The organism is Aeromonas sp. ASNIH2 (assembly GCF_002934795.1).
In the GTDB taxonomy this organism is placed as follows: Bacteria; Pseudomonadota; Gammaproteobacteria; order Enterobacterales; family Aeromonadaceae; genus Aeromonas; species Aeromonas caviae.
The window spans coordinates 3,495,587-3,509,865 of sequence record NZ_CP026406.1 but is presented as its reverse complement, the minus strand read 5'-3'; the positions used below and the strand labels follow the sequence as shown (position 1 = coordinate 3,509,865).

Here is a 14,279-nt window from a genome sequence, read left to right as displayed (position 1 = left end):
GGGGGTATATTATGTGCGCGGTAGAATGATCCGTTGCGCAACGCCCCGCAAGAATTGGATTTTTATGGGGATTTTAGGTTCAACGCGTGACTCTTCCGCTTCAACGTCTAACCCCATGAGAGGCCAGCATTTGCTGGCCTCTTTTTTATCTGGCCAGAGGCGCGATCTGGGTGCGAATGTCGTAAAAAAAACCAGATTGTTGGGCTTTTGCACGACAGCGGCCAATAACTCGCCAAACGCACCCAAATTCGTTTTTTCAAACAAAAAAAGGGTTGACGCCCCAGAGCCAGATACGCATAATTCCGGCCGCACAGTGACGAGGCAACGACTCACTGGAAGCACGGTTGGCTATGTAGCTCAGTTGGTTAGAGCATCGCACTCATAATGCGGGGGTCACAGGTTCGAATCCCGTCATAGCCACCATCTCTAGTTGGGGTATCGCCAAGCGGTAAGGCAGCGGGTTTTGATCTCGCCATCCCTAGGTTCGAATCCTAGTACCCCAGCCATTTTTTGAATGATGTTTGATGGTCTCTGTCAGGCATCGTCGTTGGGGTATCGCCAAGCGGTAAGGCAGCGGGTTTTGATCTCGCCATCCCTAGGTTCGAATCCTAGTACCCCAGCCATTTTTGAATGATGTTTGACAGTATTTGTTGGGCATCGCTGTTGGGGTATCGCCAAGCGGTAAGGCAGCGGGTTTTGATCTCGCCATCCCTAGGTTCGAATCCTAGTACCCCAGCCATTTTTATGTTCTCTTCCACGTTTGTGGTTGACAACAAACGGCTATGTAGCTCAGTTGGTTAGAGCATCGCACTCATAATGCGGGGGTCACAGGTTCGAATCCCGTCATAGCCACCATGTTTGAAAAACGTTCCTTCAATCATCCGATTGCAAAGAACACTGTTGGGGCATCGCCAAGCGGTAAGGCAGCGGGTTTTGATCTCGCCATACCTAGGTTCGAATCCTAGTGCCCCAGCCATTTTTGCTTGTATTCGACGCAAGTCGTGCACAAGACGGCTATGTAGCTCAGTTGGTTAGAGCATCGCACTCATAATGCGGGGGTCACAGGTTCGAATCCCGTCATAGCCACCATTATTCTTGCGGAAGTGGCGAAATTGGTAGACGCACCAGATTTAGGTTCTGGCGCCCTAGGCGTGAGAGTTCGAGTCTCTCCTTCCGCACCATCGAAAGCAGTACCAAACAGACCAGCTCAGGCTGGTTTTTTTGTATCCGGCGTTTGCCGCTCTTCTTCCCCTCTCCACGCCATCGCGCGCCTGCAACGCCCCGTATGTATCAACGGCTGCGCCTTGTGTTCTCCTCTGCGACGGCGCTATGCCCTCCTCCCGCGTGATGCCGCCCTTTTCATCTCGCAGAGCACTGCGGGCAATAAAAAGGCGGCCCGCAGGCCGCCATATAATTTGCTGTCGTCAGAACGGGAAGAACCAGGGGATGGCGATGACGCTCACCACCATCACCAGCGCCGTGAAGGGCACGCCGATGCGCACGAAGTCCATGAACTTGTAGTTTCCCGGGCCCAGCACCAGGGTGTTGACCGGCGACGAGACCGGCGTCATGAAGGCTGCCGAGGCGGCGATGGCGATGGTCATGGCAAAGGGATAAGGCGACACCCCCATCTGATGGGCCGTCCCCAGCGCGATGGGCGCCATCAGCACCGCCGTCGCCGTGTTGGAGATGAAGAGCCCGATGACGGCACAGAGCACGAAGAGGCTGGCCAGCATCACCCTGGGGCCCATCTCCCCCACTGCCGAGATGAGCGCGCCGACGATGAGATCCACCCCTCCGGTCTGCTGCAATGCAAGGGCAAAGGGCAGCATGCCCACGATGAGGATCAGGGTCGGCCAGTGGATGGACTTGTAGGCACTCTCCAGATCGATGCAGCGGAACTTGCCCATCAGCAGGCAGGCGATGAGCGCCGCGATCACGTTGGGCACGGGATCCGTCACCATCAGTACTATCATGACCCCGAGGGCAATCAGGGCGTGGATGGCCTGGCTGCGGGCCGGCGCCATCTCGTCCACTTCCGCAGGCAGGCCCAGCAGCAGAAAATCGCGATGATGGGTCTGCAACTGACGAATGAGGCTCCAGTTCCCCACCACCAGCAGGGTATCCCCCATCTGCAGCGCCTCGTCCACCAGCTTGCCGGTCAGCGCCTCTCCATCCCGGCGGATCCCCACCACGCTCAGACCGTAACGGGAACGGAAGGTCACCTCGCGGATGCTCTTGCCGAGCAGCCGGGAGCCGGGGATGAGGGAGACCTCCGCCATGCCCACCTCCCGCGCCTGATCGGAGAAGTATTCGCCGCGCAATATCATGGGCTCGAGCCGCGCCTCGCTGCAAAACTCCCGCACATCCACCTCGGGATCCGACATGTCGATGAGCAGCACATCCTTGGCCTGGAACTCGGTCACCCCGGTGACACTGACCATCACCCGCCTGAACTTGCGCCAGCGCTCCATCCCGATGACGTTGGCCCCGAAGCGGGCACGCAATTGCAGCTCGTCGAGGGTCTGGCCGATCAGGGGGGAGTCGGGCCGGATCGCCAGTCGGCGTGCTCGCCCCGCCAGGCGGTAGTCACGGATGAGATCCCGCATGGTGCTGCGTCCCATCTGCTTGCCCTTACCCTCCTCTCCTTCACGCACCAGACGGTTGCGCATCAGCAGCATGTAGAGGATCCCCATCCCCAGAATGATGACCCCCATGGGGGTGAAGCCGAAGAAGCCGAACCCCTGGATGTCGTGCCGCATCAGCTCACTGTTCACCACCATGTTGGGAGGGGTTGCCACCAGCGTCATCATGCCGCTGATAAGGCCGGCAAAGCCGAGCGGCATCATCAGTCTGCCCGCCGGGATCCCCATCCGGTTCGCCACGCTCAGCACCACGGGGATGAAGATGGCCACCACCCCGGTCGAACTCATCACGGCCCCCAGGGTCGCCACCGCCACCATCAGCAGCACCAGCATGCGGGTTTCGCTGCTGCCGGCCACCTTCACCAGGGCATCTCCCACCTGATAGGCGATGCCGGTACGCACCAGCCCCTCCCCCACCACGAACAGGGCGGCAATCAGAATGACGTTGGGATCACTGAATCCTGCCAGCGCCTGCGGCAGGGTCAGGGTGCCGCTCAACACGAACAGGATGATGATCAACAAGGCGACCACGTCCATGCGTACCTTGTTGGTAATAAACAGGAGAATGGCACCCACCAGCATGCTGAGCACCCAGATCAACTCGGAATTCACACTTGCTCCTTTTGTTCAACGTCAACCACGGCCGGCCTCGGACGCCATCAGACCACAGAGCCCGTCCCCCTGATTTGTTACATATCAAGAAAGAGGAGACCGCATCATCTCACATTCAGGTTCAGTTGCGGCCATTTTACCGGTCCGTGAACGCAGTCGGTCGCCCTTCACATGTCAGGGTAAAAAGTGCTGCACGCTCCCCCCGCCCCTCCTAAAATGGGCCCGCCGCGGCCTGAGCCGCCCTCTCACCCCTTGCCTTTCGGAGACGACATGACCCAGCACACCCCGGCCTACCCGGCATTCACCTTCTTCAGCCGCTTTGTTGCCGACATCCAGGCTGGCCGAAAGACCATCACCATCCGCGACGAGAGCGAGGCAAACTGGCGGCCCGGCCAGCGCCTGGCCCTGTTCACCAACCCGGAACACCAGCTTTTTGGCACCATTGAAGTCATCTCGGTCAAGGCGGTCGCCTTCGAGGCGCTGAGCGACGAGCACGCCCGTCAGGAGAACATGACCCTCCCCGAGCTTAAAGATGTGATCCGCGATATCTACCCCGCACTGCCGCCCCTCTATGTGATTGAATTCGTGCTGATTGAAGCCTGATTTTGTGAGCTGCCTCAGCTAACGCCGGTTGCGCTCACAGGCCAAAAGCGCACAATGGCTGTTTTTATATACAGTCATTGGTGTCTTATGGAAAAACAACTCGAACCGGCCATCGCAGCCATGGTGGCAGACTTCATCGCCGCAGGTCGTCCCAAGGCAAGCCAGCTGAGCTGGCAGGCGCGCCGTGACGGCTACCTAGCCTCTGCCCTGTTGGGCGGTGAGCGGGAAGAGGTGGGCGCCATCGAAGAGTGGCAGGCCGATCACCACGCCATCCGCTGCTATCGGCCCGCAGACAAACCGGACCCCGCGTATCCGGTGCTGATCTATTTTCACGGCGGCTGTTTTGTCAGCGGGGATTTCGAGACCCACGATCGCCAGATGCGGATGCTGTGCAACCGGGCCAGCGCCCTGATCTTCGCCGTACACACCCGCCTCGCCCCGGAACACACCTATCCTGCGGCTCACGACGATGCGCTGGCCGCCACACGGGCCATCATGGCCGAGGTGGAGAAATGGCATGGGGATCCGGCACGTCTCGCCATTGCCGGCGACAGCGCAGGGGGTCATCTCGCCCTGATCACCACCTTGCGGCTCAAGGCTGCCAACGCCCCCTTGCCCAAGGCCCTGCTGCTTCTCTATCCCATGCTGGATGCCCTCTGCGAGAGCCAAAGCTACCGCGATCTCGGTGACGACTACCTCATCACCCGGGACATGCTCGAAAGCGGTTTTCACGCCTACCTTGGCAGCCTGCCCCCCAGCCATCCCGAAGCCAGCCCGCTCCTCCATCCCGCCCTGTCAGGATTACCGCCGACCCATATCGTCACGGCGGAATATGATCCGCTGCGCGACGAAGGGGAAGCCCTGTATGGCAAGCTGGTGCAGGCTGGCGTCGATGCCACTTGCCAGCGGCAGCATGGCGTCATCCACGGCTACTTCCAACTGGCGGCCATCAGCCCTGCCGCTCGTCAGCTCATCGACCAGATAGCCATGATGCTCAGAAGACTCTGAGTTGGAACCGGCCCCCAAGCCGTGTTAAAAGTGTCTCTTTTGAATCATGGAAGTAACCCGAGTGTTCGAGATAGCGAGCCTGAAAGAGGGCATGATGCACGGGGTGGAGCTGTTCCAGCTGCTGCTGGAGATCATCTCCATCGCCTGCGTGGTCATCGGCCTTGGCAAGACCCTCTGGCTGGCGGCCAGAGTGCGGGATCACGAGCCCGGCTTTCCCCGCATCCGGCTCTGCTTTGGCAGTTGGCTCATCCTGGCGCTGGAGTTCCAGCTCGCCGCCGACATCCTGGCCACCACGGTGGCGCCGAGCAAGGAGGAACTGATCCGCCTCGCCATCATCGCGGTGATCCGCACCTTCCTGAACTACTTCCTCGGCAAGGAGCTCGATGCCCAGGCCGAGCGCCAGCAACCCGAGCCTGTCAGGTCACCTTCCCGCCCCGACGCCCGATGAGCGGGCTGAGTGGCACAAGGCCACGACACGGAAGGAAAGGCACCTGCCTGATCCCATGAAGAGGGCTCCCCGCGGGGAGCCCTCTTTGTATCCGATAGCAACTATCAGACGTGCTTGCTGGCCAGCTCGTGGCGCTTCAATGCCAGCAAGGTGACCAGCAGGGCGGCGGTGGCGATCAGCGCCATGCCGATATAGGTGGCGCTGAAACCGGGTGCCAGTTCGGCCGGGCTCAGGCTGGCCAGATTGGGGCTGCTGCCTGCCGGCAGGGCGGCATGGAACAACACGGCGCAGATGGCGACACCGACCGCCCCACCCAGCTCCCGGCCGAAGTTGAACAGGGACATGCCGATGCCGCGATCTTCCCGCGGCAGGGCATTTTGCACCACCACCGACAGCGCCGGCAGCACCAGACCCAGCCCCAATCCGGCAAACCCCAGTCCCAGTCTGGCCCAGACGTCGAAGTGGATCTGCCACAGGGCCAGCGCTGCCAGGGCAAAACCTGCCACCACGAAACGCTTGTAGTGACCGGTGCGACCGATGAGCTTGCCGCCGACGAAGGCCCCCGCCGTGATGCAGACCATGAAGATCACCATGATCTCGCCACTGTCACTGGCGCTCATCCCCTTTTGCCACTGCATCTGCAACGGCAGGTAGACCAGCACGGCAAACATCAGCAACTGCGAAGCCAGCGCCAGCAGCACGCTCACCAGATAACCCGGCAGGCGCACCAGGTGGGCCGGCAGTATGGGGTCGTGGGCCCGCCGCTCAGTCAGGACCAGCAGCAACAAGGCCGCCCCCAGCGCAGCCGCGAGCCAGACGGCGGGCAAGGCCGCTTCCGGCGAGAGCAGCAACAGGGTGAGGGTGGTGACCGTGATGAGCAGTGCCGCTCCCTTCCAGTCGAAGCGGCTGTGGCGACGCACATTGAGGTGACCCAGATTGCGGTTCACCAGCCAGAGGGCGATGGCACCGAGCGGCAGATTGATCCAGAAGATCCAGCGCCAGCTGAGCTGCTCGGTAAAATAGCCACCGAGCAGCGGGCCTGCGATGCTGGAGACCGCATAGACCGCCGAGATATACCCCTGATACTTGCCCACCTCCCGTGGCGGAATACAGTCGGCGATCACGGTGAAGGCGAGCGCGATCAGCCCTCCGCCCCCCAATCCTTGCAGCACGCGGGCGGCCAGCAAGGTCGGCAGATCCTGGGCCAGGGCGCAGGCCACGGATCCCGCCAGAAACAGGCCGATACCGATGTTGAGCATGCGTACTCGGCCGAACATGTCGCTCAACTTGCCATAGATGGGCAGGGCCGCAGTGGCCGCCAGTAGATAGGCGGTCACGACCCAGGTGAGGGCGGCACCGGCGTTCAGCTCAACCCCTATGATGGGCAAGGGGGTGGTGACGATGCTCTTTTCCAGTGAGCCCAGGGCGATCACCAGGGCCACGCTCGAGAAGACGGTTTTGGGGGACATAGGCAGGCTCGCTCATATGAGATATCGGCACAGGGGGTGCAAGGCACATTATTGTCTCATATATCATTAGCCAATGGTCAAAACCACTGCCAACCATGATGAAGGTCGCGACATCTGCGCGCTGGATCTGCTAGGGTGAGTCTTTGCCGAAGAGGACGCCCCCCATGCCCCAGTCATCCCCCTGCGATCATCACCAGAGTGAACAGCCCCGATTCGACGAGTACGACGCCCTGATCTTCGACATGGATGGCACCCTGGTGGACTCCATGCCTCTGCACCTGGATGCCTGGGAAATCACCAGTACCGAGTTCGGCCTGCCGTTTGATCGGGCACAGCTCAACGAGTACGGCGGCATCCCCACCCGCAAGATAGTGACCATGCTGGCAGAACAGCACGGGCTGACCATCGACGTGGAAGCCTTTGCCCGGCGCAAGGTGGCCCTCTACCTGGCACGGATCGACGACGTCCGGGTGTATCCCGCCATGTGGGAGCTGGTCAGGCAGTACCACTGCAAGGTGCCCATGGGCATAGGCACCGGCTCAACCCGGGAACATGCGGCGTACATCCTGCGTCAGACCGGGCTCGATGCCTTCATCTCCGTGCTGGTGAGTGCCGATGATGTGGTCAATCACAAGCCCCACCCGGACACCTTCCTGAAAGTGGCCGAACAGCTCGGCGCCAACCCGGCCAACTGCCTGGTGTTTGAAGACACCCGGATAGGCATTCAGGCGGGCAAGGCCGCCGGCATGACCACCTTGCTGGCCACCGAAGGGACGCTGCAACGGGTGTGAGCGGTGCGGACCCATCCTAACCGACGGGCCCGCACCAGCTTACTCGGCCTCATTCTTCCCCTCCTTCCCACCTGCCGGTGCCGGGCCGTCCGGCCGCTCAAATCCCAGATCTGACATGCAGTTGTCAAATTCCGACTCCTCCGGTTTGCCATGCTCCTTGCAGCTCTCAAACGCCGCTTTCATCTCGGCCGACAGCTCGTGCGGAGGCTTGGGCGGGGTACGGCTGCCCTGATCGCCCGCTGCGGCGGTCAGAGTAGTGAGGGAAAACAGCAAAGGCAGAACAATCTTCATGGCATGACTCCAAAACGGGTGGCATACACCGGCACGGTGCGGCGATGGCCCACGGCAGCGGGCGGCATCATGCTAGCGAATCGCCGCGAACTGATGGGTCAAGGGGAGGTAAAGAGGGTGTCAGGTCGGCGTAAATCCATAAAAAAACGCCCCAGGCGGGGCGTTGTTTTCATGGCGGCCATTACATGGCGTTGGTGGATTCGAAGATCTTGTCGGCCGACGCTTCGACGAAGCCAGGGTAGAGCACGCCGTCGGCCTGCGGGTAGCGCAGGGCAAACTCGTAGAAGCAGCTCGGGATAGTGCGCACGCCGTCGCTGAAGGGCACCTCGGCCTTGTCTGCCATGGTGGAGGATTGCTCCAGCATCACCTCGGGATCGCCCTTCACCTCGCCGCCAACGGTGTTGAGCACGAAGCCTGCCGCCTTGAGCGCCGCATTCACCTGCTGGATGGTGTCGAAGTCCTTCAGGCGGTTGATGTTGACGGTGAAGTGGTTGGCACGATAACCCCAGGCGGCCATCCAGGCGGCGTACTCGCTCTCTGCCAGCAGGGTCTGGTAGTCGGTGTGGGAGACCTGCCAGGGCGCGCCGGCGTAGAGGAAGGCCGGGGTGTCGGTGAGGTGATCGGGTACCTGATCCACCAGCTTGTGGATGATGGCCTGGGCACCTTCGGAGAGCTCTTCCACCTTCAGCTCGCTGATGAACACCTTGGGCGCATCAGGATCTTTATGCTCGAAGTGTTTGGCATAGAGCTTCTTGGTCTTGAATACATACTCGCCCTTCTCTTCATACCCCAGGGCGCGGAAGTGGGCCGCCAGTTTCTCGAGACCGAGCTTGGGCAGGTTGTAGGTCCGAAACGCCACGTGATCGTTGATGATGGGGGCACCGCCGCCCAGCAGTTGATGAACCTTGTGAGCACTGGGGGTGACCTGAATGTAGTTGTCCCACAGATGGCCAAACAGGGTGTCGATATCCTTTTGCATCTCTCTTTCCTTTGATTGCGGGTACAGACAGGGGCACCTGTTCAGTGCCCCTCTTTTATTTTCTTGTTATCAGAAGGTCAGACCGGGAGACAGCTGATCCGGCATAGCAGCCTTGCTGTCTTCGACGGAGGCGACCGGGTAAGCACAATAGTCGGCGGCATAGTAGGCGCTCGCCCTGTGGTTGCCGGAGGCACCGATGCCGCCGAAGGGGGCGGCACTGGAGGCGCCGGTGATGGGCTTGTTCCAGTTGACGATACCGGCACGGATGCGCTTGAAGAAGTGGTTCCAGTCCGCTTCATTGTCACCGAGCAGACCGGCCGATAGACCGAAACTGGTGGCGTTCGCCTTCTCGATGGCCACATCGAAGTCGTCGTAGCGAATGAGCTGCAGCAGCGGGCCGAAGTACTCTTCATCCGGCAGCGCACTGACCGCGGTCACGTCTATGATGCCCGGGGAGACAAAGCCGGTGCCCGCTTCCAGGTGCTTGAGGGCAAGCAGGCTTTCACCACCGAGGCGCTGCAGGTTGGCTTGCGCCTCGACCATGCCGAGTGCGGCCTTCTCGCTGATCATGGCGCCCATGAACGGCTGCTCGGCGGCGTCATAGAGGCCGACCTTGATCTGGCCGACCACCTCCACCAGGCGCTTGACCAGGGCATCGCCCCGCTCGCCGCGCTCGACAAACAGACGGCGCGAGCAGGTGCAGCGCTGGCCGGAGGTAATGAAGGCGGACTGCACGATGGCATGGACGGCGCCGTCGATGTCGCTCACATCTTTCACGATCAGCGGGTTGTTGCCACCCATCTCCAGTGCCAGGATCTTGCCCGGCTGGCCGGCAAACTGCTGATGCAGGAAGTGGCCGGTACGGGAGGAGCCGGTGAAGAAGAGGCCGTCGATGTCCGGGTTGCCGGCCAGCGCCTTGCCGGTGTCGACCTCCCCCTGCACCAGGTTGAGCACCCCCTTGGGCAGCCCCGCCTCCTGCCACACCTTGACCATGGCTTCAGCCACCATGGGGGTCAGCTCGGAAGGCTTGAACACGACCGCATTGCCGGCGATGAGCGCTGGCACAATGTGGCCGTTGGGCAGGTGGCCCGGGAAGTTGTAGGGGCCGAACACGGCCACGATGCCATGGGGCTTGTGGCGCACGAACGCCTTGGCGCCCGGCATGGGGTTCTCCACCGTGCCGGTACGCTCGTCATGGGCGCGGATGGAGATGGCGATCTTGCCCTGCATGGCCGCCACTTCGGTGCGGGTCTCCCACAGGGGCTTGCCGGTTTCACGGGCGATGGTCAGGGCCAGCGCCTCCTTGTGCTCGCCGAGCAGGTCGGCATAGCGGCGCACGATGGCAAGGCGCTCTTCAAGGGCCAGATCGGACCAATGGTAGAAGGCCGTGCGGGCCGCCTTGACGGCCGCATCCACCTGGGACTGGCTTGCCGCCTCACCACGCCAGATCACCTCGTTTTTGGCCGGGTCGATGGATTCGAACGGCTTGCCTTCACCGGCCAGCCACTGGCCATCGATACACTGGACTAAAGACATCATCAATTCACTCCCTGTGGGTACTCAGGCCGCCTCGGCAGCCTGTCTCAATGCTGTGCTGCGGGGCGGGTCAATCCAGATCGACCACGCGCACCATGTCGCCATTTTCCACCTTGAGGGCGGCCGCCATCTTGGGCGGAATGATGGCTTCGTGCTTGTCCAGATCGACCCGGATGTTGCCGTAGCAGGCGCGGTATTGCTCGAACCTGGTGTTGCAGATGAGGTAGGTATGGCCGCCGATGGGCTCACCCACCAGCACCGCCAGCTTCTGGCTGCGGCGCACGCTGCGAATGTTCTTCACCTCGCATTCGACGGTGGGGCCGGCGTCGAAGATATCGACATAACCGCGATTCACGAACCCCTCATCCTGCAGCATCTTGAGGGCAGGCCGGGTCTTTTCGTGGGTCTTGCCGATGACGGCGCGCGCCTCGTTGCTCAGCAGATTGACGTAGATGGGGTACTTGGGCATCAGCTCGGCAATGAAGCGCTTCTTGCCGATGCCGGTGAGATAGTCGACGGTGGGAAAATCCATCGAGAAGAAATGTTTTTGCAGCCACTCGTAGAAGGGGCTGTGGCCGTTGCCATCGGAGACACCACGCATCTCGGCAAAGACGGTACTGTCAAACAGCTCGGGGTGTTCGGCCATGAACAGGAAACGGTGCTTGGAGAGCAGACGGCCGTTGAGCCCCTCGCGGGCGCATTCACGCAGAAACAGGGTGCAGAGCTCGGAATTGCCGGTGTAGTCGTTGGAGAGGGTGAGGGTTTCCACGACATTGTAGATACCGAGCTTGGGAGAGGAGTGCACCACCTTGCCGATGTGATAGTTGTAGAACGCCTGGGACAGGCCGACCGCCGCGTCGATGGCGCAGGTACCGACCATCTCCCCGGTCTCCAGATCCTCGGCTACGAAGAAATAGAGGCACTCACCCTTGCCGGCGGGCTTGTCCAGGAAGGTCTGGGTCGAGGCATCGATCTTGCGTTGCAGCAGCTCGTCGTTGACCGGCAAGGATGTCATGCCGGTGCCGGATTCGATGGCACAGGTCTTGAGGCCGGCGAAGTCGCGCTGCTCGATAGGACGGATAACCAACATAAATGACAACTCCCTTTCATTGACGACAGGTGGGGTCCCGGCTCCTGCCGGGAGGGCTCCCCACCTCAATTTGGATCAGGCGTTGACCACCTGAGCGACCGCTTTCTCGAACCGGGCCAGCCCTTCCTTGATGTCCGCTTCCGGGATCTCCAGGGAGGGGGCAAAACGCACCACGTTGGTACCGGCAACCAGCGCCATCAGGCCCTGATCGATGGAGGCCAGCAGGAAGTCGCGGGAGCGGCCCTTGAAGTCATCGTTGAGAACGGCGCCCAGCAGCAGGCCCTTGCCGCGCACTTCGCTGAAGCAGTGGTACTTGGCGTTGATGGCTTCCAGCCCTTCGCGGAACAGCTGCTCGCGCTGCTTGATGCCGCTCAGCACTGCCGGGGTGTTGACCACGTCGATCACCGCCTCGGCCACGGCACACGCCAGCGGGTTGCCGCCGTAGGTGGAGCCGTGAGTGCCCACTTTCAGGTGGGAGGCGATCTCGGTGGTGGTTAGCATGGCCCCGATGGGGAAGCCGCCGCCCAGCGCCTTGGCGCTGGTGAGGATGTCCGGGGTGATGCCCAGACCCATGTAGGCAAACAGCTCGCCGGTACGACCGACACCGGATTGCACCTCGTCATAAACCAGCAGGGCGTTGTGCTTGTCGCACAGCTCGCGCACCCCCTTGGCAAACTCGTCGGTGGGGCTGATGATGCCACCCTCGCCCTGCAGCGGCTCCATCACCACGGCGCAGGTGTTGTCGGAGATGACGGCAGCCAGCTCCTCCAGGTTGTTGTAGGCGACGTGGGTGATGTCGGCAGGCTTGGGACCGAAGCCATCGGAGTAGGCAGCCTGGCCGCCGACGCTGACGGTAAAGAAGGTACGGCCGTGGAAGCCCTGGTGGAAGGCGATGATCTGGGTCTTGTGGGCCCCGAACTTCTCGATGGCGTAGCGGCGGGCCAGCTTGAGGGCCGCTTCGTTCGCTTCGGCACCGGAGTTGCAGAAATAGACCTTCTCGGCGAAGGTGGCGGCGACCAGTTTCTTGGCCAGGCGCAGGGCCGGCTCGTTGGTCATCACGTTGGAGAGGTGCCACAGCTTCTCACCCTGGGATTTCAGGGCCTCGACCAGTTTGGGATGGCAATGGCCCAGGCCATTGACCGCGATCCCGCCCGCGAAATCCACATACTCGCGGCCTTCCTGATCCCAGACACGTGACCCCTCGCCGCGCACCGGGATGATTTTGGCCGGCGCATAGTTGGGAACCATCACTTCATCAAACACTTCACGTGTCACTGCCAACAACTCTGACATATTGCTCTCCTGCTATCTCGCGGCAGAATAATCCACCGCCCAAAAGTTAAATCCGTGTAAACGTGGCGGAATTATCACAGAAAAAAAGTAAAAAGTCTGTAACTTAACCGCCTATAAGGAACAATGTTCGATTGCCTTTGAGATTTTAGGCAACCGCATTGCATAACGGCTCAGGGGGTGTTGGCAAGAGATAATTTGGACAGGGAGGAGGGTGAATAAAGTCTCAGGGAAATTTTTTTTTGCCTCATGACGGTTTTGAGACAGACATCGCAATTTTTTCAGGAAACGGCCAAAAAGTTGGCCAGCAACTGGTGCCCCTGTTCGCTCAGAATACTCTCCGGATGGAACTGCACTCCCTCCAGCGCCAGCGTTTTATGCCGCAGCCCCATGATCTCGTCCTGGCTGCCGTCGGCATGTTCGCTCCAGGCGGTGACCTCGAAACAGTCGGCGAGCGACGCCGCCTCCACCACCAGTGAATGATAGCGGGTCACCCGCAGCGGGTTGTTGAGCCCCTTGAACACCCCCTCCCCTTTGTGACGGATGAGAGATGTCTTGCCGTGCATCACCTGACGGGCACGCACCACCCGGGCACCAAAGGCCTGTGCCAGCGACTGATGGCCGAGACAGACGCCGAGGATGGGGATCTCGCCGGCAAAACGGGAGATGGCGGCCAAAGAGATGCCCGCCTCGTTTGGCGTGCAGGGGCCGGGAGAGATCACCAGATGGCGGGGTGCAAGCCGGGCTATCTCCTCCAGGCTCAGCTCATCGTTGCGCCTGACCACCACCTCTTGCCCCAGGGCGCCGAAGTATTGCACCAGGTTCCAGGTAAAAGAGTCGTAGTTGTCGATGAGTAGCAGCATGCAAACACCCTGGGAATAAGACAGAGACGGTGATCGGACAGCCCGTTACGAGCGCGGGCAGACAAACGCCGCGCATTCTGGCATGTCTCTTTGCGTTAATAAACCGGCGATCACCTCACCTGCTGTGCAGTCTGTCCGCTCTTCAATGGCGATCCGGGCCTGTCGACCCCACCCGGCGGTGGGCCTGTCCCCGACCGGGCAGCATCAGCCGCTCCATGTCAGGATGGCAAGGTAAAAGAGACGGGAGGCGACCGGGAAAAGGGCACAGGTCGTGACAGGCAGATGGGAAGGAGTCACCTTGGCAAGGGCTGACAACGGACCTCAGCGGTCCAGATAACGGCCCTGTTCCAGTTCCCGTTCCCGCTGGCACTCGGCCAGATAGATGGCAGCCGCGATGGCGGGGGTCTTGTGGTGCTTGTCGATGGCGTTGGAGACCATCAACTGCAAGGTATTGAGGCTCTTGGCCTTGCGAAACTTGCGCAGCCAGTGACCCTTGTCACCCAACTCTTCACTCAGGGTTTGTGATTCGACAGACATGCTTTCTCTTGGGGCAAAGCCCGTGTTTGACATTGGGGAGGTTGCGACAAACCGGAAGGTGTAAAACAAAGAAAGCCAGGCATCCACCCAGCTCTCTTCTACTACACCTTCCCAGTA

13 protein-coding genes and 8 tRNA genes are annotated in these 14,279 nt (G+C 61.0%); 12 read left to right on the top strand and 9 right to left on the bottom strand.

Annotation, left to right across the window (positions count from 1 at the left end; genetic code table 11):
• Nucleotides 1-346 precede the first annotated feature (346 nt).
• The 8 genes from C3F36_RS16840 to C3F36_RS16805 all read left to right on the top strand — a co-directional run bounded on the left by C3F36_RS16840 (nucleotide 347) and on the right by C3F36_RS16805 (nucleotide 1,181).
• Nucleotides 347-423: transfer RNA gene (locus tag C3F36_RS16840), tRNA-Met, on the top strand.
• A gap of 8 nt (nucleotides 424-431) precedes the next feature.
• Nucleotides 432-506 (top strand) — tRNA-Gln (locus C3F36_RS16835).
• A 42-nt stretch (nucleotides 507-548) separates the two neighbouring features.
• Nucleotides 549-623: transfer RNA gene (locus C3F36_RS16830), tRNA-Gln, on the top strand.
• A gap of 41 nt (nucleotides 624-664) precedes the next feature.
• Nucleotides 665-739, top strand: a tRNA-Gln gene (locus tag C3F36_RS16825).
• 39 nt (nucleotides 740-778) lie between these two features.
• Nucleotides 779-855: transfer RNA gene (locus C3F36_RS16820), tRNA-Met, on the top strand.
• Between the two features lie 46 nt (nucleotides 856-901).
• Nucleotides 902-976 (top strand) — tRNA-Gln (locus tag C3F36_RS16815).
• A gap of 36 nt (nucleotides 977-1,012) precedes the next feature.
• Nucleotides 1,013-1,089 (top strand) — tRNA-Met (locus C3F36_RS16810).
• Nucleotides 1,090-1,097: 8 nt separating this feature from the next.
• Nucleotides 1,098-1,181, top strand: a tRNA-Leu gene (locus C3F36_RS16805).
• Nucleotides 1,182-1,424: 243 nt separating this feature from the next.
• On the opposite strand, the gene C3F36_RS16800 is transcribed toward C3F36_RS16805, so the two are convergent.
• Nucleotides 1,425-3,257, bottom strand: coding sequence for an SLC13 family permease (locus C3F36_RS16800; protein WP_104455493.1), 1,833 nt, complete (start codon nucleotides 3,255-3,257; stop codon nucleotides 1,425-1,427).
• Nucleotides 3,258-3,527: 270 nt separating this feature from the next.
• Here C3F36_RS16800 and yqfB point away from each other — a divergent pair, with 270 nt between their 5' ends.
• From yqfB to C3F36_RS16785, 3 genes are all read left to right on the top strand, one after another.
• On the top strand, nucleotides 3,528-3,860 hold the full coding sequence (yqfB, locus tag C3F36_RS16795; protein ID WP_104455492.1) for a N(4)-acetylcytidine aminohydrolase: 333 nt from the start codon (nucleotides 3,528-3,530) through the stop codon (nucleotides 3,858-3,860).
• An 87-nt stretch (nucleotides 3,861-3,947) separates the two neighbouring features.
• Complete coding sequence (locus tag C3F36_RS16790) at nucleotides 3,948-4,868, top strand: alpha/beta hydrolase (RefSeq protein WP_104455491.1); 921 nt, start codon at nucleotides 3,948-3,950, stop codon at nucleotides 4,866-4,868.
• A 61-nt stretch (nucleotides 4,869-4,929) separates the two neighbouring features.
• A complete protein-coding gene (locus C3F36_RS16785) occupies nucleotides 4,930-5,316 on the top strand; it encodes a DUF1622 domain-containing protein (RefSeq protein WP_104455490.1) in 387 nt (128 codons plus the stop codon).
• A 104-nt stretch (nucleotides 5,317-5,420) separates the two neighbouring features.
• Here C3F36_RS16785 and C3F36_RS16780 read toward each other — a convergent pair whose 3' ends face one another.
• The gene (locus C3F36_RS16780; RefSeq protein WP_104455489.1) at nucleotides 5,421-6,785 is read right to left on the bottom strand and encodes an MDR family MFS transporter; all 1,365 of its coding nucleotides are present in this window, start codon (nucleotides 6,783-6,785) and stop codon (nucleotides 5,421-5,423) included.
• A 164-nt stretch (nucleotides 6,786-6,949) separates the two neighbouring features.
• Between C3F36_RS16780 and C3F36_RS16775 the strand changes: the two genes are divergently transcribed.
• Complete coding sequence (locus tag C3F36_RS16775) at nucleotides 6,950-7,576, top strand: HAD family hydrolase (RefSeq protein WP_104455488.1); 627 nt, start codon at nucleotides 6,950-6,952, stop codon at nucleotides 7,574-7,576.
• Between the two features lie 39 nt (nucleotides 7,577-7,615).
• Here C3F36_RS16775 and C3F36_RS16770 read toward each other — a convergent pair whose 3' ends face one another.
• The 7 genes from C3F36_RS16770 to C3F36_RS16740 form a co-directional block, all read right to left on the bottom strand.
• Nucleotides 7,616-7,867, bottom strand: a complete 252-nt coding sequence (locus C3F36_RS16770; RefSeq protein WP_104455487.1) for a hypothetical protein — start codon at nucleotides 7,865-7,867, stop codon at nucleotides 7,616-7,618.
• Between the two features lie 181 nt (nucleotides 7,868-8,048).
• A complete protein-coding gene (locus C3F36_RS16765; RefSeq protein ID WP_104455486.1) occupies nucleotides 8,049-8,846 on the bottom strand; it encodes a DUF1338 domain-containing protein in 798 nt (265 codons plus the stop codon).
• A gap of 69 nt (nucleotides 8,847-8,915) precedes the next feature.
• Entirely contained in the window at nucleotides 8,916-10,385 is a 1,470-nt protein-coding gene (astD, locus tag C3F36_RS16760; protein ID WP_104455485.1) for a succinylglutamate-semialdehyde dehydrogenase, read from the bottom strand.
• 67 nt (nucleotides 10,386-10,452) lie between these two features.
• Nucleotides 10,453-11,472: an arginine N-succinyltransferase gene (gene astA, locus C3F36_RS16755; RefSeq protein ID WP_039039587.1), complete on the bottom strand. Its 1,020-nt coding sequence runs from the start codon at nucleotides 11,470-11,472 to the stop codon at nucleotides 10,453-10,455.
• Between the two features lie 75 nt (nucleotides 11,473-11,547).
• Nucleotides 11,548-12,765, bottom strand: a complete 1,218-nt coding sequence (locus C3F36_RS16750; RefSeq protein WP_104455484.1) for an aspartate aminotransferase family protein — start codon at nucleotides 12,763-12,765, stop codon at nucleotides 11,548-11,550.
• Between the two features lie 278 nt (nucleotides 12,766-13,043).
• Nucleotides 13,044-13,625, bottom strand: coding sequence for an aminodeoxychorismate synthase component II (locus tag C3F36_RS16745; RefSeq protein WP_104455483.1), 582 nt, complete (start codon nucleotides 13,623-13,625; stop codon nucleotides 13,044-13,046).
• A 321-nt stretch (nucleotides 13,626-13,946) separates the two neighbouring features.
• Nucleotides 13,947-14,162, bottom strand: coding sequence for a hypothetical protein (locus C3F36_RS16740; RefSeq protein ID WP_010673831.1), 216 nt, complete (start codon nucleotides 14,160-14,162; stop codon nucleotides 13,947-13,949).
• Nucleotides 14,163-14,279 lie beyond the last annotated feature (117 nt).